Annotated in this window: 27 protein-coding genes and 2 pseudogenes; 16 read left to right on the top strand and 13 right to left on the bottom strand. The window is 59.6% G+C overall.

The genetic code is table 11. The features are described from left to right. Nucleotides 1-273 precede the first annotated feature (273 nt). From GJ631_RS00940 to GJ631_RS00925, 4 genes are all read right to left on the bottom strand, one after another. Nucleotides 274-534, bottom strand: a complete 261-nt coding sequence (locus tag GJ631_RS00940; RefSeq protein ID WP_156707336.1) for a hypothetical protein — start codon at nt 532-534, stop codon at nt 274-276. Then, nucleotides 528-818 (bottom strand): hypothetical protein, encoded by a 291-nt coding sequence (locus GJ631_RS00935; protein ID WP_197424694.1) that lies wholly within the window; start codon nt 816-818, stop codon nt 528-530. The genes GJ631_RS00940 and GJ631_RS00935 overlap by 7 nt, the downstream gene beginning before the upstream one ends. Nucleotides 819-937: 119 nt before the next feature. Then, a complete protein-coding gene (locus GJ631_RS00930) occupies nt 938-1,258 on the bottom strand; it encodes a HalOD1 output domain-containing protein (protein ID WP_156707334.1) in 321 nt (106 codons plus the stop codon). An 85-nt stretch (nt 1,259-1,343) separates the two neighbouring features. Then, the gene (locus GJ631_RS00925; RefSeq protein WP_156707333.1) at nt 1,344-2,144 is read right to left on the bottom strand and encodes a TrmB family transcriptional regulator; all 801 of its coding nucleotides are present in this window, start codon (nt 2,142-2,144) and stop codon (nt 1,344-1,346) included. A gap of 219 nt (nt 2,145-2,363) precedes the next feature. Here GJ631_RS00925 and GJ631_RS00920 point away from each other — a divergent pair, with 219 nt between their 5' ends. The 5 genes and pseudogenes from GJ631_RS00920 to GJ631_RS00895 all read left to right on the top strand — a co-directional run bounded on the left by GJ631_RS00920 (nt 2,364) and on the right by GJ631_RS00895 (nt 6,802). Further along, nucleotides 2,364-3,359, top strand: a complete 996-nt coding sequence (locus tag GJ631_RS00920; RefSeq protein ID WP_156707332.1) for an alpha/beta fold hydrolase — start codon at nt 2,364-2,366, stop codon at nt 3,357-3,359. A gap of 110 nt (nt 3,360-3,469) precedes the next feature. Further along, nucleotides 3,470-3,898 (top strand): universal stress protein, encoded by a 429-nt coding sequence (locus GJ631_RS00915; protein WP_156707331.1) that lies wholly within the window; start codon nt 3,470-3,472, stop codon nt 3,896-3,898. A gap of 106 nt (nt 3,899-4,004) precedes the next feature. Beyond that, nucleotides 4,005-6,178 (top strand): annotated as a pseudogene (locus GJ631_RS19330) (heavy metal translocating P-type ATPase). 178 nt (nt 6,179-6,356) lie between these two features. Then, the gene (locus GJ631_RS00900; protein ID WP_156707330.1) at nt 6,357-6,497 is read left to right on the top strand and encodes a hypothetical protein; all 141 of its coding nucleotides are present in this window, start codon (nt 6,357-6,359) and stop codon (nt 6,495-6,497) included. A gap of 5 nt (nt 6,498-6,502) precedes the next feature. Next, complete coding sequence (locus GJ631_RS00895; RefSeq protein WP_156707329.1) at nt 6,503-6,802, top strand: hypothetical protein; 300 nt, start codon at nt 6,503-6,505, stop codon at nt 6,800-6,802. 48 nt (nt 6,803-6,850) lie between these two features. On the opposite strand, the gene GJ631_RS00890 is transcribed toward GJ631_RS00895, so the two are convergent. Beyond that, a complete protein-coding gene (locus GJ631_RS00890; protein ID WP_156707328.1) occupies nt 6,851-7,477 on the bottom strand; it encodes a class I SAM-dependent methyltransferase in 627 nt (208 codons plus the stop codon). A gap of 111 nt (nt 7,478-7,588) precedes the next feature. Here GJ631_RS00890 and GJ631_RS00885 point away from each other — a divergent pair, with 111 nt between their 5' ends. Beyond that, entirely contained in the window at nt 7,589-7,855 is a 267-nt protein-coding gene (locus GJ631_RS00885) for a hypothetical protein (RefSeq protein ID WP_156707327.1), read from the top strand. 78 nt (nt 7,856-7,933) lie between these two features. On the opposite strand, the gene GJ631_RS00880 is transcribed toward GJ631_RS00885, so the two are convergent. After that, entirely contained in the window at nt 7,934-8,323 is a 390-nt protein-coding gene (locus GJ631_RS00880; RefSeq protein ID WP_156707326.1) for a hypothetical protein, read from the bottom strand. Nucleotides 8,324-8,500: 177 nt separating this feature from the next. Between GJ631_RS00880 and GJ631_RS00875 the strand changes: the two are divergent. Together GJ631_RS00875 and GJ631_RS00870 are read left to right on the top strand one after the other, a co-directional pair. Beyond that, a pseudogene (locus GJ631_RS00875) lies at nt 8,501-8,749 on the top strand (hypothetical protein); the annotation flags it as partial. A 449-nt stretch (nt 8,750-9,198) separates the two neighbouring features. Beyond that, a complete protein-coding gene (locus tag GJ631_RS00870; protein WP_156707324.1) occupies nt 9,199-9,465 on the top strand; it encodes a hypothetical protein in 267 nt (88 codons plus the stop codon). Between the two features lie 270 nt (nt 9,466-9,735). Here GJ631_RS00870 and GJ631_RS00865 read toward each other — a convergent pair whose 3' ends face one another. Continuing rightward, entirely contained in the window at nt 9,736-10,674 is a 939-nt protein-coding gene (locus GJ631_RS00865) for a hypothetical protein (RefSeq protein WP_156707323.1), read from the bottom strand. 788 nt (nt 10,675-11,462) lie between these two features. Between GJ631_RS00865 and GJ631_RS00860 the strand changes: the two genes are divergently transcribed. Beyond that, complete coding sequence (locus tag GJ631_RS00860) at nt 11,463-12,083, top strand: hypothetical protein (protein WP_156707322.1); 621 nt, start codon at nt 11,463-11,465, stop codon at nt 12,081-12,083. 6 nt (nt 12,084-12,089) lie between these two features. On the opposite strand, the gene GJ631_RS00855 is transcribed toward GJ631_RS00860, so the two are convergent. Continuing rightward, complete coding sequence (locus GJ631_RS00855) at nt 12,090-12,848, bottom strand: enoyl-CoA hydratase/isomerase family protein (RefSeq protein ID WP_156707321.1); 759 nt, start codon at nt 12,846-12,848, stop codon at nt 12,090-12,092. Nucleotides 12,849-12,971: 123 nt separating this feature from the next. After that, complete coding sequence (locus GJ631_RS00850; RefSeq protein ID WP_156707320.1) at nt 12,972-14,846, bottom strand: pentapeptide repeat-containing protein; 1,875 nt, start codon at nt 14,844-14,846, stop codon at nt 12,972-12,974. Nucleotides 14,847-15,456: 610 nt separating this feature from the next. On the opposite strand from GJ631_RS00850, the gene GJ631_RS00845 reads away from it, so the two are divergent. Together GJ631_RS00845 and GJ631_RS00840 are read left to right on the top strand one after the other, a co-directional pair. Next, entirely contained in the window at nt 15,457-15,762 is a 306-nt protein-coding gene (locus tag GJ631_RS00845) for a DUF433 domain-containing protein (RefSeq protein WP_156707437.1), read from the top strand. 2 nt (nt 15,763-15,764) lie between these two features. Continuing rightward, nucleotides 15,765-16,109, top strand: coding sequence for a DUF5615 family PIN-like protein (locus GJ631_RS00840; RefSeq protein WP_156707319.1), 345 nt, complete (start codon nt 15,765-15,767; stop codon nt 16,107-16,109). Nucleotides 16,110-16,186: 77 nt separating this feature from the next. On the opposite strand, the gene GJ631_RS00835 is transcribed toward GJ631_RS00840, so the two are convergent. After that, nucleotides 16,187-17,551: an ATP-binding protein gene (locus tag GJ631_RS00835; protein ID WP_156707318.1), complete on the bottom strand. Its 1,365-nt coding sequence runs from the start codon at nt 17,549-17,551 to the stop codon at nt 16,187-16,189. Between the two features lie 1,328 nt (nt 17,552-18,879). Beyond that, nucleotides 18,880-22,635 (bottom strand): ATP-binding protein, encoded by a 3,756-nt coding sequence (locus GJ631_RS00830; RefSeq protein WP_156707317.1) that lies wholly within the window; start codon nt 22,633-22,635, stop codon nt 18,880-18,882. A gap of 610 nt (nt 22,636-23,245) precedes the next feature. Here GJ631_RS00830 and GJ631_RS00825 point away from each other — a divergent pair. From GJ631_RS00825 to GJ631_RS18380, 5 genes are all read left to right on the top strand, one after another. Continuing rightward, on the top strand, nt 23,246-23,599 hold the full coding sequence (locus GJ631_RS00825) for a helix-turn-helix domain-containing protein (protein WP_156707316.1): 354 nt from the start codon (nt 23,246-23,248) through the stop codon (nt 23,597-23,599). Further along, nucleotides 23,596-23,937, top strand: coding sequence for a type II toxin-antitoxin system PemK/MazF family toxin (locus GJ631_RS00820; RefSeq protein ID WP_197424693.1), 342 nt, complete (start codon nt 23,596-23,598; stop codon nt 23,935-23,937). Before GJ631_RS00825 ends, GJ631_RS00820 begins: the two co-directional genes overlap by 4 nt. Nucleotides 23,938-24,195: 258 nt before the next feature. Beyond that, nucleotides 24,196-24,399: an RPA12/RPB9/RPC11 RNA polymerase family protein gene (locus GJ631_RS00815; RefSeq protein WP_370518516.1), complete on the top strand. Its 204-nt coding sequence runs from the start codon at nt 24,196-24,198 to the stop codon at nt 24,397-24,399. A 46-nt stretch (nt 24,400-24,445) separates the two neighbouring features. Continuing rightward, the gene (locus tag GJ631_RS00810) at nt 24,446-24,844 is read left to right on the top strand and encodes a type II toxin-antitoxin system death-on-curing family toxin (RefSeq protein ID WP_370518515.1); all 399 of its coding nucleotides are present in this window, start codon (nt 24,446-24,448) and stop codon (nt 24,842-24,844) included. 33 nt (nt 24,845-24,877) lie between these two features. Continuing rightward, on the top strand, nt 24,878-25,048 hold the full coding sequence (locus tag GJ631_RS18380; protein WP_197424692.1) for a hypothetical protein: 171 nt from the start codon (nt 24,878-24,880) through the stop codon (nt 25,046-25,048). Nucleotides 25,049-25,209: 161 nt separating this feature from the next. Here the strand turns inward: GJ631_RS18380 and GJ631_RS00805 are convergent, their stop codons facing one another. Together GJ631_RS00805 and GJ631_RS00800 are read right to left on the bottom strand one after the other, a co-directional pair. Continuing rightward, nucleotides 25,210-25,641, bottom strand: coding sequence for a type II toxin-antitoxin system VapC family toxin (locus tag GJ631_RS00805; protein WP_156707314.1), 432 nt, complete (start codon nt 25,639-25,641; stop codon nt 25,210-25,212). After that, nucleotides 25,638-25,913 carry a hypothetical protein gene (locus GJ631_RS00800; protein WP_156707313.1) on the bottom strand — a complete coding sequence of 92 codons (276 nt, stop codon included), beginning with the start codon at nt 25,911-25,913 and terminating at the stop codon, nt 25,638-25,640. The genes GJ631_RS00805 and GJ631_RS00800 overlap by 4 nt, the downstream gene beginning before the upstream one ends. Nucleotides 25,914-26,263 lie beyond the last annotated feature (350 nt).

The raw sequence follows: 26,263 nt of genomic DNA, 5'->3' as shown, positions 1-26,263 counted from the left end.
CGTCCCGTTTGAACGGGCTAGACTACCAATTGTCACGGGATACGGATAGAGGTTGTCACTCGAAACATTACTTCGATGTCACACGGGACGGTTTGTACCTCTCACAAAGCAGACATTCGCCTGCTGCGGGGATGAATGGCTGGCGTATTGTCACTCAGAAAAGTACAACTACTCTTCGAGAAAACAGACGGACACAACGCGGACTCGTTCGTGCTACTACTGTTTTACTCGACAACTCACAATCGCTATCTTACTGCGAACGAATCCCGTCGTTCACTCGGTCCGTTCGACGCGCTCGACGGCGGTGCCGCACGTCGAACACGTGTGTTTGTCGGTGGCCACGTAGATTTGGTCACATGACGAACAGCTGTACAGATACGGTTGCTGGGCGACACCAGACCCTTCCGTGGTGGAGTCGTCCGGCGGCCCGCCATGCCCGCTAACCGAAGTGTGCCCCTGTGGCCACCCGTTACCGACCCCGTCTGCGACCCCCATCTGCAGTCGGCCAAGTATGGTCTTGACTTTCCCTAACATATTCTCCCCTCCTCGGGAAGATAGTCGTCGGGCAGTACGTCACTGCGGGCCTCCAACGCGGTGAGTATGGATTCGGCGGCCTCGAAATCGCTCCCTCGCTTCACGGTGCCCGTTTCCTGATTCCACGCGACGAGGTCGTGTTTCTCGAGGAGCGGGAGGTGGACGTGGTGGAGCTGGATAGCTCCGTCTTCTTCGGCCTCGCCACCGGAGAACGGACGGACTTGCTCCTCCTTGCGGAGTGCGATTAGTATCTGTCGACGGCGCTCGTCCGATAGCGCATGCATCACTCCATCAAGGTCATTCATCTTCCAACGGGATAGGGTGCGCTACCGTTTCAACTCATCAATTTTCACAGGTGATGGAATTTTGATTATCCGAGAGACACGTGGGGCATCAGGCAGTATCAGCTCTCTTCGTCGATGTGGCGAACGGCGACAGTTCCGCTACCGGTGACGCTCACCTCGTACGCCGAGGCGGTAAACGAGACGGTAGTGACGCCATTGGTTGGACGTGTCGCACTTGACTCGATGAGGTTGTCTAAGGCATCCGAGTTGACGGAGTCGTACAGCGGCTCGATTTCAGACGGGTCCGTGTTCGCTGCGATGGCTATCGTCTCGATAACGGCCGTACTTGGAGCGACCGACTCCCAGTCGAACTCCGTTTGAACTATCGGGTTCTCATCAGGAACTGAATCATCTTCCCCTGGTCGATTCGGTGTCGTCATGACTGATTTCTCTTCCGTGCGGGTTGGTGTGATTCTGATTGTGGGTTCATATGAAGGATTACACAGAGTGGGGGTTCGTTGGCGGTTATTCCTCTGGGGTCTCTGGATCAAGTCGCCAGGTAAAAATCGCCTTCAACACGACGACCAGACTGTTCCTGTCGCCTTCGCCCCAGATGGCGGTCTCCGAGCGTGGGTCGGATGGCGACGCGTCCGCGCCGTTGACGAGTGCGCTCACGAGGGTCTTTCGCCCGTCGATCATCATGAGCCGGCCCGCGGACGTGTCCGACCAGACCCACAGCGACTCGAACATCGTCGCCCCAGGGATGTCGTCTTGGATGCGCTCTTGGACAGGTGCCGAGACGCCGCCAAGCTTGATGGAGACACCACGCGCTGCGGCCTCGCTCAACGCATCGATTAGGTCGTCGGTGAGGAGGTCCTCGACTGTCATGTAGACGATTTCCTCCTCCGCGTTCTCGAAGAACTCGATGACTCGGTCCGTGACCGACCGCTGTCCATCGACCGTCCAGACGCCCCGCTGTTCGGTTCGTCGTTCGATGGGTTCGAGCTCACTCAGTGCCGCTCGAAGGATGTCAGTCCGATTTTGGAGTTCGTGTTCGAAGGTTCGACTCGCGGTTTCGGCGGAAATCGCCCAGAACTGCTTGGGTGAGGACTGGAGGATATCGACGAGTCCCCGGTCGTGTAATTCGTCGACCGCATCGTACACGCGGGTACGTGGTACGTCTGATACCTGACTGATGTCTCTGGCCGTTCCCGTCCCCAGACTCGCGAGGGCGACGAACGTCCGTGCGGCGTACGCACTCAACCCGAATCGCTCGAGTTGCTCGATTGCTGCCGACTGGGGGTCTTCGATTGGGTCGTTGTTCATCGGTTGGGCTGACGGCCGGTAGTAGGAATCCGGTCACACGACGTGACCGGGCTGGCACACAGCAGTGCAGTGGTTGGGACACAGAACTGACCTGCGTGCAGGTGAGTAGTCGTGGGCGAGTACATTATCTCTTTTGTGATTAAGAGGGTGACAGTAGTAGCTGGGCCCTTCCGGAGGCGAATCCCCTAAGCACTTGGGGGCAGTCGCCGTGGTACCTCCATGGATAACCTGGTCCCCGGGTGGCTGGATAACGGGGACGGCGAAACGGGGCGTGACGAGAGGGGACTCGGCCGGTGGATTCGCCGGTCTCTTGCAGGCGGCATGCTGGGTCTGGCGCTGTATGCGGGCTACGAATCGGACCGGGAGCCGGAGATACTCCGCGAGCGGTACACGTATCCGGACTCACGGTTCGTGACCGTCGACGGGTTGGCCGTTCACTACCGCGACGTCGGCCCCGAGGACCCCGACGCGCCGACGCTGGTGTGTTGTCACGGGGTTTTCGCGTCGCTCCATACCTGGGAGGGGTGGACCGAGGAACTCTCAGATGAGGTGCGAATCGTGAGCCTCGATCTACCGGGGTTCGGCCTCACCGGCCCCCACCCGCAAGGACACAACGGCATCCAGGAGACCGTCGACTTTCTCGCGGCCTTCCTCGACGCCGTTGGCATCGAGCGGGCGTCGCTTGCAGGGAGCTCCCGGGGCGGCGAGATTGCCTGGCGGTTCGCGGTTGACTACCCCGACCGCGTCGACCGTCTGGTGTTGGTCGGCGCCGCGGGCTATCCACGCACGGAGACGCGGTGGCTGCGACGGGTACGGGACCTCGGCCCGCTCTCGTGGCCACTCAGACACCTCACGCCACGAACGTTGACGTTGCTCGCCGTCCGGAAGGCCTACGGCAACCCTGCGCGGATGGCACCCGAGACGGTGACTCGCTACCACGACTTACTCCTGCGGGCGGGCAACCGCGACGCGATCGCCGATCTGGACGTCCAGACGGGCGATCGGAGCGCCGACGTCCCGCGGGTCAACACGCCGACGCTCGTGCTGTGGGGCAGCGAGGACGCAATCATCCCGCCGGCACACGGCGAGCGGTTCGCCCGTGAGATAGCTGGTGCCGAACTCGTCGTCTACGAGGGGTTAGGCCACATCCCGATGGAAGAGGACCCAACGCGGACGGCCCCCGACGTCCGGTCGTTCCTGCTGGACGGAGAGTGAGACACCCGAACAGCCACAAACCCGTGTAGTAGAAACACGCCTTGACGGAGTTCCGCCACACGGTGTTCTGAGCAGTACACTCTTTTCTGTCCGGGTCAAAGTCTCTTCGTATGCCCGAGAACGTTCTCATCGCCTTCGACGGGTCACCGCTTGCCGAGCGTGCGCTCACGTACGCGATAGAGAACTTCTCGGATGCGACCCTCACTGCGATGTACGTCATCAACCCGATTAACTCGGTGATGGACGTAGAGGCCGGCGGTTTATCAGCGGCTGAGGACTGGTACGACAATGCCAAATCGCGCGCAACCAGCATCCACGGGACGGCCACGGACATCGCGGTAGAACACGACATCGACCTCAAGACGGTAACCGAAGTGGGCAGGCCCGCACGAGCGATCCTGAAATATGCTGACGAAGAAGACATCGATCAGATTGTCATGGGCAGTCACGGCCGCTCGGGAATCGACCGGACATTTCTCGGCAGCGTTGCCGAGACCGTCACCCGACGAGCGCGAATTCCAGTTACGATCATCGCATGATTCAAGCAGAACAGAACGAACACGCGTTCAAGAGTCTCGAAGGACTCGAGAAACTCGTTAGCGAATCTAAAACGTCAAATCCTGACACGCCAATGGTATAGAGAACGTGGCCGTTACTGAATCTCCCCCGCTCTCTACGTGTACGGTTCAGATTGAACGACGGGGAGGTCGTGGCGAAGCGGGCGCGCGGGCACTCGAAGGCCACCTCAAGGGTATGTCCGGCGTCCACGACGTTGATGTCTCCTTCCGAACGGGGAGCGCTCGGATCACCTACGACGAGAAAGTCATCTCCGAGGAGACGATTCGCGACGCGGTCCGCGACCGGAACGTCTCGATTCAGGACGACCCCGACACGACAACGGACGAGGTGAGTACGCGGTCGGAACTCCGACGCGAGGCGGTGTTCGTCGGGCTGACGCTGTTCGGGATGGTGACCGGTCTCCTGACGGGGTGGCTCAGTGGCCCGCCACTGCTCATGTGGGCCGGCTACGGCGTCGCCTACGTCTTCGGCGGCTGGTACGGACTCAAAGGCGCAATCGAGACACTTCGCCACCGCGCCGTCGACATCGACCTCTTGATGATCGTCGCCGCAGTCGGCGCCCTCTCGATTGGAGCTCCGTTCGAGGGCGCGATGCTCCTCTTTCTGTTCTCGCTGTCGAATACACTCCAGCATTACGCGATCGGGCGCTCGCGGCGGGCGATCAAGTCCCTCATCGAGATGCGGCCGGACGAAGCCCAGGTACTCCGCGACGGGGAGGAAGTTACCGTCCCTATCGATGATGTCGTCGTTGGCGACGTGTTCGTCGTCCGCCCCGGCGACCGCATCCCGCTCGACGGCGTCGTCACGTCCGGCGAAGGAACGGTCGACCAGGCCTCCCTCACCGGCGAGTCCGTGCCCGTGCCGAAGGAGTCCGGCGACGAGGTGTTCGGCGGGACGATAAACGAGAGCGGGAGTCTCGAAATCGAAGTCACGCGGCAGGCCCACGAGTCGGCGATCAGCCGCCTCATCGATATGGTCGAAAACGCACAAAGCGAGAAGGCGCCGACCCAGCGACTCATCGACCGCCTCGAACAACCGTACGTCCTCGGCGTGTTCGCACTCACGATCGCGGCGATCGGTCTTCCGCTCGCGCTCGGAAGCGAGTTCACCAGCACGTTCTACCGTGCGATGACGCTCATGGTCGCCGCGTCGCCGTGTGCAGTCATCATCTCGCGCCCGCGGCGGTCCTCTCGGCAATCGCCTCCGGCGGCCGACAGGGCGTCCTGTTCAAGGGCGGCGAACACGTGGAGGCGGCAGCGAACATCGACGCGGTCGCCTTCGACAAGACGGGGACGCTCACGCGAGGCGATACACAGTTGACGGACGTCTTCGTTCGCGAGACGGCCGCGGAGGCGCTAACCGACGACGGGCTGCTCTCGCTTGCGGCCGCAGTACAGTCCCGCTCGGAACACCACCTTGCTCGTGCGACGGTGGCAGCAGCAGACGAGCGGTCACTCGACGTCCCCGACGCACGGCGGTTTCAGTCCGCTGCGGGGAAAGGCGTTCGTGCCGACGTCGAAGCCAGCACCGTCCACATCGGGAATCGGAGTTACTTCGGGACCGTCCTCGATGACGCAGCAATCGAGGGGCTCGACCCCGGCCTCGACCGCCTCCAAACGCTGGAGGAAGAGGGGAAAACGAGCGTCATCGTCGCCCGAGAGGACGGCGACACCGTTACCGTTCTGGGGTGGCTCGCGTTCACCGACACGGTTCGGCCCGGAGCTGCCGAGATGATCGCCGAACTGCGGTCGCTCGGCGTGGAGCACATCGTGATGCTGACGGGCGACAACGAGCGCGTCGCACAGCGGATCGCCGACGAGGTCGGTATCGACGAAGTGCAGGCGGAACTGCTGCCCGAGGAGAAAGTGACGACTATCGAAGCTCTCGTCGACCGCCACGAGAACGTGGCGATGGTTGGCGACGGCGTCAACGACGCGCCGGCGCTGGCGACGGCGACGCTCGGCATCGCGATGGGCGGTGCCGGAACCGACGTTGCCCTCGACACTGCCGACGTGGTACTGATGGGCGACGACCTCAGCAAGATTCCCTACGTCCTCGGGCTCGGACGCAAGACCCGCCGGACGCTCACCGTCAATCTCGCCATCGCGTTCGGCGCGATCGCGCTCATGGTCGGCACGATTCTGCTCTGGGGCATCCCGCTGCCACTTGCAGTAATCGGTCACGAGGGCTCGACAGTACTCGTCTCGCTGAACGGGCTTCGGTTGCTTGGGTATCGGTAGTCGGGACGCGTCGACGAGCATCCGCATCGCATCGAGGGGTGATTCCTCGTCGCCGTTCGAGATTACGGTCGCGTTATAACATTCGCCGCTGTAGCCGCGGTAGCTGTATTCGTCGCGACTTAAACAAGCTAGTGCGTACGGCGCAATTCAGTCCGCGGTAGCGGGTCTCCATCTAGATATGTGGTTCGACGAAAACGACCCGATGGAAGCCGGTGGGAGTCGCGCCGAGCGGGCGAACGCTTTCCCCGAGCGTGGCGGTTCGATGTGGTCACCTTCGACAGCTTGTGTGTCGACCGAGACGTTCGACGAGGGACGGTGATAGAGATGGGACGCTGGAACACCACTGACGCCGACGACGATTCGGTCGTTTGTATCGCCTGTGGCGACACCGTCTCGCGATCGGCAGCGCGGGAGTACGACAAGTACGGCGACCGCTGGAATCGCGACGGCAAGCGATTCGAGTACCTCTGTAAGCCTTGCGACAAAGAGCGATGCAATCACTCACGAGACGGCTTAGAGTCGTTGCTCGTCGAAGCTGAGGCGGGTAAAACCGACGAGAAGACGTTTCTTCGGAACTTCGCGGAACTCGTTGAAGAGGACGCTGGCGCGGAATCGAGGCCCTGACTGGCGACGTTCCTCGGCCGTTGTTCGAATGCCGGTCGGTGACGGGGTCTACTGCTCGTCGTCGTCACCGCCAGCGTCGGCTGTACGGTCGGCGAAGACGAACGTGGCGGTGCTGCCCAGCGGGTCGGATACCTCCTCTGTTCGCAGGTTCTCGAAGCCAGCGTCGGCCAGGTGCGAGCGGGTTCGCTCGGGGCCGGGCGCCGAAAACAGCATCCGTCCGCCCATCCACCCTTCCCGGACGGTGTGGAACCGTCCGCTCGGTAGCGTCATCAACAGCGTCCCGCCGGGGCGCAACACTCTGGCGAACTCGCGGTACACCGTCGGGTGGTCCTCGCGGTGGACGTGAAACACGGCGTGGTAGGCGGTGATGGCGTCGACAGAGGCGTCGGCAACTGGCAGCGCGGTCATATCGCCCTGGAGCAGTCGCGCCTCCGGGACGTTCTGGCGAGCCAGCCTCAAGCCCTCGCGAGAGAGGTCAAGTCCAACGCTGCCCGGCGGCAGGTTCGAAAGCGTCCGCGCGCCGTCACCGCAACCGACATCGAGGACCGTCGCTTCCGGCGGGAGCGATGCTGCCAACTCACCGACCAGCGCCGCATCGGAGCCGTCGGCATCCCGGCGGTCGGCGTACGTCGCTGCGATGGCCTCCCAAGCGTCCCTGACCTCCCTGCGATTCATGTCTCTAGTAAGTGTTTGCGCCAGTTAATGTCTCGCTCTCGGTGGCATCTGGTTTCGCCCCCGCCGTAATACTACTACAGTTTTATTTCGGGGGAACTGAATTGTGGACGTATGTTTGAAGCATTTGAACGCGGCGACCGTGTCGAAATCTCGTATCTGTCTGACCGCTCCGGCGGTGAGGTCTCACGGACGGGCACCGTCCTCCAGGTGCCCGAGTCGGAGGGCAAGCGTGGCTTCTTCGTCCAAACCGACGAGGACCAGTTGACCGGTGTGATGGGTGGACGCGTGTACAGCCTCTCGGTGGGGACGGACGACGGCGACCGAACCGTCCAGCGGAAGACCTACCTCGGCGACCTCGAAGACGTCACGGCAGCGTAGTTCGGGCTCTTTCGCACGGCCTTCAATTTTGGGTGGGAGCAAGAACGGGACAAATCCTCCGTCTCTAGCCGTGGGTAATCATCGGCGTTTTCGGATGGTGAGCCACGCGATGTTGCCGAGTGTCGTAACGAGGAAGGCGGCGGTACTGGCAATGAGCGAGGAGGGAGCTCCGATTTCAACACTGACCAGATAGATGCCAGTGAATTCGATGGCCGCCACCGTACAGCCGACAACCACCCAGCCGATGGCTTTCCACGTCTGTTCGTACTGCGGCCACAGTTCGTTGTATGCCGTGGGTACCACGACGGCGAGCGTAATCAAGAAGAGGAAACTTCCGGAGGAATCGGACACGGCCGTATTGAACGCGTACAACAACGGGAGCGCGACGAGGATTGCCGTGAAGACGGTGACGTTCTGCTGGGCCGTCATCCAGTCGGTAACCTTTCCAGTGGTGCTTGTGGAGGGCATCGCACAGAACTACTCAGTTTGGCAGCATAAAACTGTGTGGTTCGCCTTGTCTCGGTAGCATTGGTGGTCATTCGGCCGTTGATTCCTTCGATTCTGAACGAGCGACCCACTCCATTTCGTAACGATTAGGCGACAACATCAACAACACGGACGCGTCCGATGCCCTCCCATAACGCAGACGAGCGAGAGTTCTGGGGGACGGTGACTGTCGTGCCCTCGACGATTGTGATGCTCGTGTATCTCTTCGTGGTTGCCGGCGGTATCGTAATCGGGTTGCTGACGACCTGGTACGGACTCTCCGGTCACCTCGCCGCCACACCCTTGGTACTTGTCGGCCTCGGCGTGTATCTCACCGTGACGTTCGGCGTATCGTACGGATCGTATCGGTATGCCGTCCGATGCTACCAGCGCTATACGTTGCCGTAGCGTTCTAGAGAAGCTCTTTTGAAATCATCAGAAAGAGACAGGTTCTAACTCGGTCCGGTCAATACAGTCGCTTTACTTATCGATTTAAATTCTTAAATGTAATTCTGGTTATAAATGTGGGGCTGAGTGAAGAAACTGCGCTGGCAACTCCTCAAAAAGACGCACAAACCGTGGGGTAGCCTCGAAAAAATTCAGCCTATCGGTACTATTAATATTTATCACGGAAATGCCAGATTGTGAATCGGAGACGATACCTTCTCGGGGTGGCTGCGGCGGTACCTAGTGTCGCAGGCTGCTCTCAGGCATCCGATGGTAACGATAGACAAGGCTCCACAGAGACCCCTACACCATCTCCTACAGCACAACCAGAAACAACCACGTCCCAGACTGCCGCAGAAACTCCCAAAGAAGCTGTTCGGTCATACTTGACCGCGATATTCGCGGGTCAAGTGAAGGAGGCGAATGCCCTCATCCACCCTGATGGGGAGGTTAGTGAGTACACCGAGGACGCGGCCGAACGAAATGAGGCTCTCAATCTGACAATCCAATCGCTTGAGATTACCGAAGAAAGTGAGAACACCGCCACGGTTGACACGGTGGTCACTCTTGAAAATCCAGAAGCCGATGAGGAATCAACGAGATCTCAAATCTACTACCTCCAAACAGATGACGGTACTTGGAAAATCTATAGTGCTGAGGAAGACGAAGCCGCATAGCCGAGCACATCGGTAGTCGCAGTTGCCGATACGATTTCTCTATCCAAATTCATGGGTGAAATAGCCGGCCAGTTCGCACCCTCATCGACCGACTGTTTCAGGCGGGAATTTATCTGAAGAATGGGATTCCAATAGAGCCTCTCGAGACGTATTCCTACGGGCGGCCCAGAAACTTCGGGATTTGGCCACGGGACGGCTTGTCCAAGGGGTAGAACATGCTCCGACGCTGCCGTAATCAAACGACGCTACGTCTCAGCGAAAATCGACTCACTAATCGTCGTCGATGTAGAGCCCGTATCGATAGAACTGCTCGTCGTACCAGAGTTGTTTCCCGGTCGCTGCGCTGTCGACTGCTTTGAGCCCGAGAGCGCCAAGGAGGGCGTCCAATGACTCCGAAATCGGCGCCGATTCCGTATACGTACCACGTGCAATCGCCTGTGCAAGCAGCTCTTGGGCGTCGCTCGAAAGCGCTGCTGGCGTGAGTTCGGCATCGACTCGGGAACCGAACACGACCGACCGAAACTGCGAGCGGGAGGCAGCGACCTTGATGGCGAGTGCCGTGTGTGCTGGTTCGCGGAGTTCTTCTTCGGTGACATCGACGCGATACGCCCAATTTCCGCTGTCGGTCATCGTGACGACTCGTCCGTCGAGATCGCCGGTTGCAAGTCGACTCTCGCGTTCTGCTGGCCGCCGCAATACGTAGCCGTCCCCACGGAGTACTTCGGCGGTACTCGCCTCGCCATCACTCTGGGTGTGGGTGTGGAGGATTTTGAGCACGCGGGCACTCGGCTGTGCAAGCGTGTCGGTTAAAACGGCGTCCTCGGGAACGTCTTCTTTGGGGACCGAGTCCACGCGAACGATTTGGCGGGATTGTTTCGACCGCCCGGTGACGATGTATTTCGTCTGGTAGTACGCATCGTCGTGCTCGACGTAGGCATCCTCCGGGAGCGGTCGATAGCCGTACGTCGTATGGCGCCCGTCCGGAAGAATCGCGGCAAGTGCAGTCCGGGCTGGCGCTCCGAACACTGCTCCATCGTCGGGCTCGTAGAGAGCGTGTTCGATTGGGTCAACCTCGATTGAATCGATACTGAGGGTGTATTCAGTCGTCGGTTCGTTCGACCCGAACAGATCGCCGGCCGTACAGCCGGCCAGCGCGGGCAGCATCGCTGCCCCGCCGACTTGGAGGAGGCGTCGTCGTGTGGGGACCATGTCGGCCGATTCGGCTCCAATAAGTTGGAGGTGGTGATTTCAGTGGAATAGGTGACAATAAGTAATTATTCAGACACAAGTATGCCGACCTGCGTCGAAATCCCGGAGTCCGCATGAGAGATGCGGCGGCCGAAAGCGGGAGTGTGAAAACCCACTGATTCGTTAGCAGTTCGATGGCGCGAACGATGCCTACGAAGGGTGCAACGACTCCGGGATATCTGCGTGTTCAGCAACGGTGTTGCACCCAAGGTAGGATCTCTCATACAGGGCTATTACTGTTGGGGAAGACTGTCATTTACCTTCGCGACGTAGCTGCCTCGTGGGCAGCCACGCCAGCGATTGTTATCGCAATCATGGTCTGTTCGTTCCTGCTCGCGCTGTGTGGACTGTCCGGGCGACTTGGCGGGTTCGTCGGGAGTTGGCTAGCGACGACATTCGGTGGCCAATCGACGGCTTCGGCTGGAGGCTGAGTGCTTGGAGGTAATCCATTGCGGAGCTAGTGCCTGAAAATCGGCAAAAAATGAATAGTGAGGGAATACACCCACGCCACGATGAAGCGGAATCGGCTCCTGAAAGCCGGCCTCGCCGTTCTCGTGGTGACGGTTGTGGTGGTTGCGGGCCTGTGGTTTCTGTTCGTTGCTACGCCGTCACCGACTGAAAGCGACCTGAATGCAACCACGCCGGATCCAAACCTCTCGACAGCGCCACCAGAATTCACGATGACTGCGGCGGTAACGACCCAAGCTATCGAGGAGCCGTCCGATACGACGAACTGGTCGGCCAGAGTTATGTACGATTCCGACGCGGAGGAGCGTCTCGGGTGGCTCAACTCCACGATCGAGGACGGCGAGGTATCTATGGGGCAGTATCAGCGGTACTCTCAAAACGCAACTCAAGAGTACAATCGGTATCACCATCCCGAATCGGACGCCTTCGACTCCAGAGTCGATTCCATTCGTGACGACTTGGACCCGGAGACGGAGTCGCTCTCCGTCAACGACACGTCGCAAACGTACGTCCACTACCGAAAGCGACCACAAAGCGCCTTTGAGGTCGTCCCTGAGTTGATGCCTCCGCTTGGATTCATCGACCGAGTGCCGTTCGAGCACGATGGGTCGACAACGTTCAGAGGTAATCGTGTCGAGAGATACGTACCCACCTCCGGTTGGGTTCAGACACCGGGAACTGTCGATGACGACCCCGACTGGTACATCTCGAATACGAGTGGCGAACTGTACGTGAACAAGGCCACCGGGCATATCGTTCACGTGAACGTGTCGCTGACGTCGAAACGCACTGCGATTCGTGCAGGCAAGTGGTTCGCTGATAGTGGGGACCGAATCCAGATTCGGCTCACCGTCCGTGAGGATGTCCGGGACGGTGACTTACGGCCAGTGTGGGCAACCTAAATCGCTCTAGTACTCAAACTCGGGGTCGCGATTCTCTAGAAAAGCCGCTGCGGCCTCTTCTGCGTTCTCGCCGGCCCGGAGTTTGGCGTTGTACTCGCGTTCTTGGGCGTACTCCTCGACTGGCCATTCGGGTTGTCCCTCGATGGCCGACTCTTTGGCCGCGCGGACGGCGTCGGGGCTCTTCGCGGCGATGTCGGCGGCGATAGCCTGGGCCGCAGCAGTCGGGTCGTCGGCCAGTTCTTCGACCATCCCTACCTCGTAGGCTCGTTCGGCCGAGACTGAATCGCCGGTGTAGGCCATCCGCCGGGCGATGCCGTCGGGGAAGACACGCTTCATGGGGCCGAGACCGCCGATGACGCCGACGTTTATTTCCGTGACGGCGAAATGGGCGTCCGGACTCGCGACGCGAATGTCACAAAGCGAGGGTAGGATGCACCCCGCGCCCACAGCAGGACCGTCGACGGCGGCGATGATTGGCAGGGGGAATTCATACACTGTATCGAGCAACGAGAGGTACGTCTCGGTGTGTGCGGGTTCCTCTTCAAGGTCGTAGTCTAAGAACTCGTTGACGTCGTGGCCGGCCATGAACGTCTTTTCGCCGGCCGTCTCAAAGACGACCGAAAGTTCCTCACCACGTGGGAGTTCAGAGAGGAAGTCCGCAAGCGCGCCGAGATCCTCATAGCGCATCGCGTTCACGGGCGGTCGCGAGAGCGTGAGCGTTCCGATTCGGTCTTCTACCTCGTAGTCGATAATCACGTCCGTCATGAGACTCCCGGGGGTGTGGCGAATAAAAAGTTTGAGCTACGATTCCTCATCGACGCAGATCAGCCGGTCGTCGTATCTGACACGGTGCGAGCGGAAGCCCACGGATTCAGCCGTTGGAGGAGGTCACCTTGCCGCTCTGCGACCGAGGATGAATACGAGCAGCGCGAGCATCACTGCTCCAAACCCTGTCTCGAGAGTGGTCAATAGTCGTCCGAACCCAACTGGCTGAAAGTCACCGAAGCCGAGCGCCGTGTACGTCAAGGTAGAGTAGTACACCGAATTGAGGATCTCGACAGGGTTAGACGAAATAGTTGCATAGGTCAGCGGATCACCGCCTGTCGGCTTTATCCATCCACCGAGCGGATACAGGAGTGCAAACGAGAGGATTATGCTGAGGCTCCATGCAATCACTCGCCATGGACTTTCCCCGTAGAGGAGTGTCGCTCGTGCGACTTTCGCTCGACTCCACCGGGAGCCTGCTATGATCCGTTCTTCAACTGAAGTGGCGTTCGCTGTTGCGTCTTCCCAATAATCTCGTTTTTGTAGATCTTGCCGTCGGACGAAGCATCGTGCCTGTAACCGGGGCCGAGCCCGTCGCCGCCCGAGTTCCTCCAGTGCTCGATACACGCTTTTGGCTTTGTCAGTATCCGTTTCAGCTTCTCCGTTCGGATACGCGGGATCATACACGCAGCCTCGCTTCGAGTGGATCGCAGTCACCGTGTGTGGAGACTGCATCCCCTCGGTGTTTGGTGCCCCGATAATCGCTGTGTCTTCATTAATTTGTGCGTCACCGATAACGCTCCCGTGGAGTTTTGCTCCACGCAGATCAGCATCAAACAGCATCGCCCGACTCAAGAACGCATTTTCCAGGTTCGCCTCACATATCGTGGCGTCTGATAAATCCGCACCGGTGAGATCAGCGGCCGAAAGATCAGTGTTGGTAAGGTCTGCGGTACTGAGAGTGGCCTCAGCAAGGGTACCATCATGGAGATTCGCGTTTTTCAAATCAGTATGAAGTAGACTTGCTGATGTCAAATTCGCTGCTGTAAGACTGCAACGGCGAAGAGTGGCGTCGGAGAGATCCGCGTCGGTGAAATCAGCATCATCAAGACTCGCATCAGTAAAATCAGCGCCGGCTACATCGGCGTTACTGAAGGTGGCACGATCAAGCGTGCTATCTGAGAGGATAGCGCCTCTGAGAGAAACGTCAGAGAGATTCCCATCGGGAAGCCATATGTTTGTGAGGTCTGCCCCGGCGAGATTTGCGCCGGAGAGATCGGCGTTTGGGAGACGTACCGAGGAGAGATTCGCATCTGTGAGGTCTGCATCTGCCAGGGTAGCATGTATCGAATTGAGCTTCGAGAGGTCACAATTATGGAGAGTTGCCGCTGTAAGATCTACTTCTTCGAAGTATGAATTGGCCAGATCCAGATGTGATAGGTTGGAACCTGTGAGAGTTGTTTCCTGAAATCTCGTGTTTCCGAGGCGAGCAGTAGTTAGATCGGAGTTTGAAAGGTCCGTATTACTGAACCGGGTGTCCCAGAGTGATGCCCCAGTAAGGTTCGTTTCTGAAAGGTTACAGTCCTGAAATAGCGCGTCATCGAGAACAGAATCAGTGAGATCTGAGCCACGAAAATCGGTGTTTATGATGACTGAATCCGAAAAGTTCGCAGCTTGAAGATCAACTCCGGAGAGATCACCGTCACGGATAATCACACGCTCAAAGGAGATCGTATCGTCTATTACGTTCGCAGATACGGTTATTCCATCCAACAGTTCGTACGATGGTGGATTTTCCGTGTCTTCTGGAGGGATGCGGCCTGATTGGAGTGAAGCAGTAGTGACAGCCTCGGTTTCGTGCGGGTCAGCATGCCAGGCACAACGGTCTGTCTCTGGGAGTGCCTCCCGCCAACAGCAATTCTGCTTGTTCGGGTCATCATCGATTTCGTGGTCACAGGGCCACGTGTAGCCACAACGGTCGGTTGATACGTCACTCACTGGCGGCTATACTCGAAAGAGGGTTACAATTCTTTCTCCGCTGATCCGTTCTGGACGTCTACGGGACTCGAACCACGTGGTCTCCCTGGTGGACTGAAAGTGCGAGGCGGGCTCGACGACCCCCGGCGACGAAGGGACCACAGGTACGATGACTACGGTGGTGATCGCGGGATGCCGAGCGATCGAGGGCCTTCATCCGCTATAGAAATTCCGAGGCGGAAATACACGGCATTAGCCGTGGAAGCCGACATGGGGAGAAACGATCGCCGTTCGGCGGCTGAGGGGCTCCCCCTATCCAAATCCGATCTATACGAATCGAGATTGCTGTCCTTCCTCTGAACCACCACCGCGAACAACTTGACAGCGTCTCCCTGAGTAATTAGTCTGGTCGTGAGGTGGTTTTTGCGTCTACTGACGGCCGTGGCTGCCCGGCGAGTTCGCAAAACCGGTCGCTGTGCTCGATTCGTGCAAACAGTTCTCTCAAGGGCTCGGGAGCAAACATCTCGTTGTCGTCGACCGTCGCTCGTGCCTCGTCGGCCAGATAGTCACAGTGCCGCCGGCTGATGGCGGGCGGCAAAGACTGAAGGCCACTGCAATGGTAGTAGACACTATGTCGAGGCAGATGAACACCGTCGTCTCCGGTGACGAGTCGGAGATTCACGACGAGCCCCATATTCGGGACCGCCGAATCACGGTGAGCCACATTCACACGCTGGTGGAAGAGCGCGGCCTCGACGCGCGGACGGTAGCGGACCGCTTTGACCTCACGGCCTCGGATGTCTACCACGCACTGGCGTACTATCACGACCACCCCGAAGAGATGCGGGCGGTCGAAGAACGCCGTCGAGAGCTTCAGGAAGCCGCAGCAGACGACCCGAAAATCATCACCGGCCCCGAGGACCTGCCGGACTCGTAGTCATGGAGGTGTCGTTTCTGCTTGACGAGAACATCGCAGCGCCACTGTCTGACAAACTCGAGAAAGCAGGCCACGACGTCGAGCGTGTTGTCGACGTGAGTGAGTTGGGCGAAGGAGTCGACGACACCACGATCTGCCAGTACGCCGTCCAAGAGGACCGTCTAATCGTCACCAGCGACGACGACTTCGTCCAAATCCCTGTAGACTCACATCGTGGCGTGTTCTACGTCCCTGACCAATCGCTTCCCCCAGATGAACTCTACCGCATCATCCAGCGCGTTATCGAAGCGTTCCACGACCGAGAGGCGATGGAAACAGTGACGTACATTACTCCTGATTGGCTGTGATTGGCCGCCTCGGCACTGGTGGTTCACTCACCGCGAGGGGTGTGGGGATACCCCAGCATGACCACCCATCTGAAACATTAAAGGAGATCTGAGAGCCCGAAGAGCCGCACATCCCGGCGCGTGTCAGCGACCTGTTGGAGGTCGTCGGTAAATCCCGAGCGGCTGAACAGAACGAAGAGTGGTTTCCCATCTGCTGGGGCCTCCGACCACCGCACTTCCGATGCTGTTCGTTCAAGATCGGCGAGGACGCCTTCACTCACCGGCTGGCTGGTGAACTTACACTCGCCGGCGACGAGTCCCTCGGTAGTGAGACCGAGAACGTCGAGTTCGTGTTCTTTGAACCACCATTGGCCGACGTTCCGAAATCGCCGGTCGATGAGCCCTGGGAGCGCCTCTTGGCAGAGGCGCTCGAACAGCGGACTGACGTAATCCGGAAGATCGGGCGCAACGAGTTCCTCGTAGGCGTCGCCCCCGAGCAGCCCGAGTTGGTCTTGCCTCCCGTAGACGAACCGAAACCAGAATCGGAACAGCGGTGCCACGATTCGATACCGACCGCGTTTTGAGGCCGTTGGCGATGCAGTCACGGGGATGTGACGTTCGACGAGACGCAGCCGACGAAGCGTCTGGAGGTACGTACTGAGCGAACTGGATTCGACGCCAGCCATGCCCGCGATTTCGTTGGGTGTCCGACGTCCGTGGGCGAGTGCGCGGAGAATACTGAAGTACGTATTCGGTTGTCGGAGTTCGATGCGGAGAAGGAACTCCGGTTCGGAGTACAACAGCCCCTGTTCTGAGAGAATCGTCTCTTGGACGTTCGATTCCAATGGCTCGTCGGGATCGATCGTTTGGAGATAATACGGCGTCCCACCGTAGATCGACCATGCGGTGATTGCGGTCTCGGAGTCGTACGCCGGGAAGAACTGACGTGCATTAGCAACGGAGAGCGGTTTGAGGTCAATCGTTGCTGTTCGGCGGCCATACAGCGGTGCGCTCCCGGAGAGGACCTTGTCTTCCATGACGCTAATCGAAGAGCCAACGAGGACCAGTGTCATCCCGGTCTCCTGTAACGCCGTGTCCCAGACGCGCTGGATTCGCGAGGGCAGTGACTCATCCTCCTCGATGAGAAAGGGGAACTCGTCGATAATCACAATCGCGTCTTGTCCACCGAGGGCTTCGAGCAGTGTCTCCCAGTCGCGGCGGACGGTTTCCAATGCGGGGAACTGTGAGGTGGCGGCGTCGACGAACTGTTCGAGCTGGTTCTCGGCGGTCGATTCGACGGCTTGGTAGTAGATCGCGTCGTCCCGGTCGGTAATCGACTGGCGGACGAGTTCGCTCTTCCCGAGACGCCGCCGGCCGTACAGCACGACGAAGTCTGCCGTCTCGGACTCATAGCAGCCGGTGAGTTGCTCGAGTTCGGTTTCCCGATCGACGAATCGATCCATGGCTACCGTACCACGTCCATCAGTGTAGAACTTTTGATTTCGGAAATCTAGATTTCCGAATTTGCGATTTCTTTACTAGGCTTCCGTTTGCGGCCAAGCGCATTCCCGTCGGAAACGGTCTCAGAGTCCAGTGGACGCTTCGAGTAGTTGGCAAATTGGGTGTCGTCCCGCTAGGAAAATGGTACTCTGAAATTGCATACTCAAAAGTATGATTATCTAGGGTATAATCTTCCACAATCTGGATGCTCCACTCGATACATTCCGGTCAGTGGCTGATTCGCCCTGTGTAGAAATCATACTCGTAGAAATCCAGGTGTGCGAAATCGGAAATTCCATCACACGAATCGCTACTACAGCGAACAAACCAGCGGTTAGCAGCCTTCTGATGCTGATTCTACCGGTTGAGACTTAACCTATTCTCCACTCCCCCATGACAAAGCCCGATATCGACGATATTTCGGACAATTTCAGCTGGTTGTCTCTACAGAGAGTCGCTTAACCGCAATAATACAGGTGGTTACAGGCTGTAGTTCGGGGCCAAAATTAGCATTATGGATGGTGAAGGTGCGTATGGAGATGGAATGTGTCGCATGGTGGTGAACGTGGGTATGTCGGACTGTGCTGTGACGTTCGGGGGTTCGGGAGTGAGGTCCCGGGGGTTGGGTTGCTCTGATTCGAGGTGTCCTGGAACGGTACAGGCGGCCGCTTGCTGGTGGTTTGCTGGGTATCGACGCGGTGTTGGTGCGAGCAGGCTTGTGTACTCGAATCGAGGCGGAACCGAACTCATACGCTCGATATCGGGCGTCTGAGCTACGTTCGGTGTGATGGAGGATACAACTTTATTTTGATAATTCTGGAATCTATACCGCCATATAGCTAGCTACACCGTATCGCTTGCTGTGGGTTTTATGGATATCGTTCTTGTTATAGTTCTAATGATGGTTTCTTCAACCGTCCTGCAAACCTGTGTTGAGACGCGCTCTATCGATTGATTTAGAATCCCATCTGCTGTCCGCTATTCGTCCACTCGTGGGTCCCGCTTGGTTGGTGTACAGAATCCCCGGTTCACGTATTCTTCCGGGAGATTCGGCACTGTAGTATTTTGGTGAGCGCAGGTGGCGCGCTAACAACCCTATCGGGTAGCTGTTGACCTGGGCATACGCGGTTTGCCAGAGCGGGTCATCGACCGTACTGATGTGGGCTGGGAAGGTCGCTGTCTGGGGACGCCGGCGAGCGTCATAGCTGGCCATCGGTCGGGCTGGCGTGAGAGACTGACAGGGTACGCGTCTAGAGTTGCCCTCGGCGTTGACAGGAGTCGTCGGCGGTAGCTACTCGGTCGTGAGTTGGTTCCGGATGGTCTGGAAGGTGTAGACGTCGGTGAGGCCGGCGGTGTCGATGGTGAAGTCCTGTGGGCGCATGTTTTCGCTGTAGGTTTTCTGGACGCGTGGGTCGCCCTCGGCGGGGTCGTTGAGTGCCTGCAGCACTTCGTGGGCGCCGTCGCGGTTCTTGACGACCCAGATACTGGCGTTCGGGTCACAAGCGGCCATCGTATCGAAGTCGCTGGGGACGGCGCGGCGGGTGTCGTTGTTGGAGAGTTCGGCTTCGAGGGTGACGACGACGTTGTCGTCGGCGTCGAGTGCGGCGGCGTCGAGGCGGCCGCCCTCGACGTCGAGATAGCGGGTGGCCTCGACGGCGGGTGAGTCGGGGGTGTCGACGTACGCCTGTGTGAGGAAGCGGTAGCCGGCTTCGACGAGGGCGACGTGGAGGCTGGATTCGCTGAGGTCGCCTTTGCCGTCGCCGTGGGCGATGCCTTCGCGGTGTTCGATTTCGAGTGCGTCGCGGCCGTCGGGCGTGACGGTGTAGAGGTAGTGGGGATGGGTACAGTCGCGTTTGAGGAGGCCGTCATCGATGAGGTCGCGGACGGCGTCGGAATCGATGCCGACGTACTCTTGGAGGCGAACCATGCTGTCACGGACGATGTCGAATTCGATGTCGGGGTCGAAGCGCTGCTGGTGGGCCATGTAGATGGCGGCGAGAAAGCGGAGTTGGGCGTCGCTTAGGGGGCTTCGGCGCCGGTCACTGGCCGTCAGCGGAACGTCGAGGGTCGTAATCGGGATGTCGGCGCGGTCGATAGCCGCGAGTTCGTGACAGCACTGGATGGCGTTGCGGAGGCCCTCTGTCGAGGGCGCGTACCGCCGTTCACAGGCCGTGCAAACGAGTGGATAGGGTGGGTCGTCGACGTATGTGAGACAGTCGGGAAGGCGGTTGGTGTGTGGAATAGTGGTGTGGAGCGGCGTGGTGTCGGGTGTGGATTCGCCGTCAGTGGGAGTCGATTCGATTGCCTCGCTTTCACTGGTAGTGATGGTGTGTTCGGCGATCGCGAGGCCGTACTTACGGTACATACGGGTCTCAAGCAGTGTGCGTTGGGCGTCGTACGATGTATTGGTGGTTTCGTCGAGTGGGTCCTCACCATCGGGATGGCCGGGTGGGAGCGAGCGGGACTGACAGTAGAACGGCGTGGGTGGCGTGTCAGCGAAGGGCGCGGCGGGGTTGACGAGCCAGTCGCCGCGTTCGAGGTTGCTGATTCGGGTGGCGATGTCGTCGACCGGGTGGGCGTCGGTGGCGAAGGCCCGAGCGAGGCCGGTGGCGTCGTTGACGGGCCCGGTGATGTGGGTACCGATGTCGTTGATGAGTTCGCGATACACGCGGGGGTAATCGTCGCGGAGTTGTTCCGGGAACTGGAGCATGACGGTGACACCGACGCCGAACGCCCGCCCCTGTGAGAGCAGGTCGGTGAGGAGTTCGGAGGCCGCGATGTCGGCCGCCTCCTCGAGGAAGAGGTTCACTTGCGGGAGGTCGTCGTGGGGATCGGCGTCCTCGGCGCGGCGTGTGAGTGCCGTCCACAGCTCCGAGATGATGGCGAGTGTCAGGAGGCTTCGTGGGTCGTCGCGATAGCCGCTGGTGTCGAAGATGATGACACACTGTTCGTCCAGGTGATCACGGAGATCGAACGCGGCGTCAGTGCCATCGGTATGGGTGAACAGTGGTGCGAGGCGGGCGTCCTTGGAGGCCTGCCGGATGCGGCGGCCGGCAGCCCCCATGATGTTGTCGAAGACACGGTCGCTGTTGGCGGTGACGTCGTCGAGCGTTTCCCGGAGATGCGGGTCGGAGACGGGTGGCGCCTCCCCGCTGCGGTGCATGCGGGCGGCCGCCTGCAAGAGCGCGGTCTGGGAGATGGTGTCGGAGCCGTGCACCGGGTCGAACAGCGCCTTGATGAGCGCCTCGACGACGTCGACGGCCATCGGCGCACTGTGGAACGTCTCTTGGCCCATGTAGCCGGCGAGGATTTCGAGGTGGCGGTCAGCGACGTTCTCGACGGCCTGGACGCGGTCGATGTCGGCGTCGAGCTGGGGCTTGATGGACAGTAGTGGGAGACCGGGCAGGAGTTCTGCGCAGTCGAAGTAGTACACGTCATCGAGGTCCCCATGGCGGGCGTAATGCGCTCGGAGATAGGCATCAGGGCCGCCGTCACCTTTGGAATCGATGTAGATGTTGGCGCCGTCGGTGGCCTCGAAGTTCCCCGCGAGCATCCCGTGGCCGAGTGCGGATTTGCCGGTCCCCGATTGCCCGGTAATCGCGGTGTGGAGCTGTTGGACGGTGGGCGGCAACGACACAGTGGCATTCAGCGGCTCGCGGTCGGCCGTACAGGGATGACCGATGTGCATGCCCTCGGCTTCGAGATAGCGGTTGAGGACGGCTCGTGGCGGCAGCTCTAAGCCGGTTCGTTCCCGAGGGGTCGTTTCGAGGGCGCGGCGGGCGTCGCTCTCGAGTGCAGGGCCGCCCGTGAGACAGAGGCCACCGAGAGCGGCCGGTCCGACGACGATCGCGGGGCTGCGATTCGGTATGCCGGGGACGATGTGGCGGCGACGCTCCGGATTCGTCTGCAGTGTTCGGTCCAGTAGTGCCTCGAAGACGTCGTTGGCGGCTTTCGAGCCGTAGCTGTAGCGGCGGCCTTCGATGCAGTAGTGAGCGCCGGTCAGCGGCTGGAACGCATCGACGAGCGGGCGGCAGGTCGCATCCGCTGGATCAGGGTCGGTGTCGAGCGCGACGGCCCGAGCGTTGACCGTGAACGACTGCCGGGTGTCCACGGCGTTGAGCGCCTCGATGCGTCGAGTCTCCGATGGCTGGAGATCCGGCGACGACTGGGTTGGGCTGGAGCCGTAGCCGCTGTCATGGCGGGTGCCGGAGGCATGCGTGTCGTACCGGTCACGGCGGGGTGTCGTCTCGTTGTGGCTGGATCGCTCGCGGTCATGGGTGCCAGTGAAGAAGTCGGCGATCCACTTACCGATCAGGTAGCGATACAGATCAGTGCCGTTCTCGAGCTCGAAGATGCGGTCGTCGCGGTCGGCCGTCCAGTCGGGTTTCGGCTGGATGATGAACTGAACGAGCGCCGGCGCGTCGCCGGTGGCGAGCGCGTTGAAAACCCTCGACAGCGGCCAGTCGGCGGTGCTCTCGTCGGCGCCGACGAACTCCTCGATCGGTTTCATGGGACACTGCCAGTCTCGCGGCCGGTCACCCACACCGTGGTAGTCGACGGCCGCGACGTCCCAGTCCGCGAGTGGTGCCGTTTCAGCTGGGTCGTCGGTTGTTCTATGGTTGGAGTCGGCTATCGAACCTTCTGCGGTCAGCGTGCCGTCTGTGGCCAGTGTGTCGGCGTCGGTGCTTGTATCGTCTCCGACCTCAGGGAGGTTGAGCAGGTCGGCGTAGGTACAGTCGGTTTTGACGATGTCGTAGGAGTGTGGAAGGCAGGCGGTGAGCGCCCGACGCGTCGCATCGAGGTGTTCGGGCGTGTCGACGCCAACGTACCACGCCAGCGAGCGCTGGCCGGTGTCGCCGGTGGTGCCGGTGGCGGCGATCAGCATCTCGTAGGTCGGGTACTCGGTGCCGCCGAGCAACCCGCTGTCGCCGACCGACCGATGGAGGTCGGTGATCGAGCGGGTGACGGTGTCTGCTTTGAGCGGTTCGTCTGCGGGTCGAATCTCCAGATAGGTTCGAGACTGAGTCAGCGGAGGCGTTCCTAACATGATGATCGCTATGGTGGAGTGGCTCGGGGTTTCGTAACTGGCCGCGTTCTGTATCCCTTCGCCATATAGTGCACTACGAATTGCGATTAAATTTGTCTATTTCAAATAGATTATAAATATGGCGGCGTGATGAACTGATATGTCGGTCGAGAGGGAGCTAGCACAGGCGATTCACGGTGTCGTGCTCAATCGGGGCAGCGTTGAGGTCGTCTGTGATCTCCCGCATGATACGCCGGAGCCGATCCCTTCTTTCTTAACTAAAAACGCTCCCTGATGTTGGTTAATCAATCCCGAGGTTCGTCAAGTCTTTTCGTTTGTTCAGCCCATGGGGCGGGGAAACTGTTGCGCGGTGAGTAGCATTCGGTTCACCGCGATCAGCGCTGCCGCCTCACACCATTCCGTGTCGAACTCGGCCACCTGGAAGCCCACTACAGCTGTGCGCCCGCTGTAGCCCGGGTGGGCTCACGACGTACTGGACAGGGGACCTCGAGTTACATCTCGTCACAACGTCGGCGGAGTAACTCTATCCCGCATCGTTGGGCACAGAACCACTCTAACCAAACAGCAAACGAACCAAATGGCTATGTTCCCACAGCCCCAACAGTAACGTATGTCCAGTGACACCATCGATATCGAGGAGTTCGAGGACGCTGACGAGTTTGAAGTGCGGAACGACACCGAGCGAATCGTGCTGTTCCTCGACGAGCACGACGACCGGGCGTGGAAGGCGGCAACCATCGCGGAGCGACTTGAACTGGAGACCGACGCTGTCAGCGCGATCCTGTCGCGGCTGAAAGAACGAGGGCTCGTCCGGCACAAGCGCCCATACTGGGCGATCACGGACGACGAGGAGCGACTCCAAGCTGCCTACCAGCTCCACCGACACCACGAGACGGCGGACGAGGAGTACGGCGAGGAGCGGCTTGAGGACCTCCAGACCGACGAGATGGAGGACGTTCAGTGACTGCGTTCAAAGATTTAGCACGCGGTGACATCGTGTGGGCGAGTGATCCTCTCTCGGAGAAAGGTCGCCCGATGCTCGTGCTCGGGGCCCCGCAACTCCCGAATCACGGAACCCAGATCATCACGGCCCTCATTTCTACGAAGACCTATCACGAGGAGTCATTCAGACTCAGAGACGACGACTACGAAGGCCAACCACTCGGGGAACGAAGTCACGTCCTCCCCTGGTCGCTTATAACTCTCAACAATGCGGCAGACGTCGAGCACCGTCTGACCGCTCTCGTCGACGAACGTATCGAGGACGTGACGAACCAGGTGATAGACTACGTGTCGCCCTGAGAACGGACTCCAGTCGAGAACAGCCATTACCTTCGTCTTAGCTTCTTATGCGCCCTGACGGCCGCGGGCGCATCGTCATGCCCGCGGTTGCAACCGATGTCCTGAGTCGAACATTCCAGAGCAGTCGAATCGGCGTCAACTAGTTGTCTTAGTGGCCCGCTGTGTGACTTCTGTGGGTCACTCCGGTAGCCGATGGACATGACCTGGCACTGTCGAAACTGTGGGAATTCCTTTTCGAAATCGGAGACAAGTGCCTTCGTGACGACCAACACGCAGCAGGAACGGACACTCACCATCCGTGGTGACGACACCGAACGCGGCTTGCCGACGACCGATGTACCGTGTCCCGACTGTAACCACGATGAGGCGTACTGGGATATCAAGCAACTCCGGTCGAGTGACGAAGCACCGACGGAGCTGTACATCTGTACCGACTGTGGGTACCAGTGGCGGCGGGACTGAACGGGACGAAACCAATAATTAAGTAGGGCTTGAAAAGACCAAGCGCGTGCCTGACGATATCGCGTACCCCTCTGTCGGACTCATCCTCGACCTTCACGAGCAAATCGTGACAGAAGGCGACGACACAGAGCCAGGAGTCCGGTCAGAGGACGCGATTGCATCCGTACTTCAGTACATTTCGGAGGGGTTCTTCGGGGAGGTGCCTGAGACGATTCACCACAAAGCGGTCCATCTGATGCGACTGCTCGTTGCGGAGCATCCATTCGTCGACGGAAACAAACGAACAGCGCTCCGAACTGTGGTCGTTTTCTACATATTGAACGGCTACACATTCGACTACGGTGACGAAGTTCGGACCCTCTTGCACCGCTTCGCAACCGACGAAGCAGCGGTCGATACAGACACTGCAGTCATCTACTTTCGCTCGTGCGCTCGCCGCAACTGATAAACGGGCCCACCGAGAATATTCAGTAAAGCAATGGCGTCCAGTACTGATTCCTCAACGGCTGTCGATGATGAGGTCCGCCAGTTGTATGAGCGGTATCAGGCAGCCGAAAGCGACGCCGAACGCCGCGAAATCGCCCTTGAGATGGGCGAGCTTGATGGACGCCGTCATGCGGAGATTTACGCTGCACTCGAAAACGAGTGAGCGCTCGCGGGTCACTGCGTTCCCCGCTCGCTGTCGTGGTCTCCCGTCGGTCGACCACGAACCGCTCGCCGTTCGCTTTCGAGACGCTCCCTTCGGTCGCGTCTCACTGTCGTTGCCCGCACAGCCACGGTCGAGCTACGGAGAGAACAGGAGGATGGTAGTCATATATCTCCGGGGTCGACTCGCGGAACGACCCCATCGAAGTGGGCATCGAAACTCAACACCTGATCGATGTCGAACCGCTCGGCGACGGCGACGATCGTCGCATCCGTGAAGCTCAACGCTTGGTCGTCGTATCGCTCGAAAATGTCGACGGCGTCACCGAACCCCGCCTTCGAGACGTGTAGTATCTCGTAAACTGACGGATACTGCCCCTCTCCCAGAAGCCGGTCGCTCAATTGCTTCGCTGCACAGTACGACCCTGTTCGTTTTCGGGTGAGCGTGATGGCTTCGTCGAAGATATAGTCGGTCAGGTAGGGATGGCCGAACTCCCCGTCATATACGGCGTCGAGTGCACGGCTGGCAGCCTCGTGCCTTGTCGCGTCCGTGTCGTGGTCGGCGTATACCACGCCTGTATCGATCAGCACCGTCATCCGTAGAGGATGTCGTCGATGTCGTCTTCGTCCGTCTCGACGCCGGAGCTGATCCGACCTGCTTGCATCGCCTCTTTTTCGGCCTCCGATAGCGGGACCGTCGACTCACGAAACGAATCGATAACCGCCTCTCGGGACTCGTAGGCATCGTCAATCAGGCGGGTCAGAAGCTCCTGTTGCGTGACCTTCTCGCCAGTCCGGAGCTTGATTTCTGCCTGTAGCTCCTCGAGACGGGATTTCGCCTCCTCGTCAACTTTGACCGCCGTTGCCATACTGAAAGTTTCGTCTGAAACTGTGTAAACGTTTCCACGACCACTACGGTGGCATCGAAGCTCGACCGCAGAAGCACGGAATCGGTACCCTTCGTCTTAACCAACGACTCCCGAGTATGTTGGTTAATTAGCAGACGTGTTTTCATTCGTTAGCTGGCCGGCTGGAATCGACGGTTACCCCGTGAGTGGTAGCCGGCTCGCCGCGCTCGGCGCTGCCGCCCTCCACGCGCTCGCGACCGACCATTCCGGGCATGCGGGCGCTCTCCGCCCCGCCCGCGCCCGTTCCGGGCTGAAGTGCATATGGTCTCGACGCCAGCGGGTAAGCGCGAGGGGTTGCGCGGCGTGGCTGC

It is taken from the genome of Natronomonas sp. CBA1123 (genome assembly GCF_009741925.1).
Taxonomy (GTDB): Archaea; Halobacteriota; Halobacteria; order Halobacteriales; family Haloarculaceae; genus Natronomonas.
The sequence above is the reverse complement of the archived record's forward strand: the minus strand, read 5'-3'. Positions and strand labels throughout refer to the sequence as shown.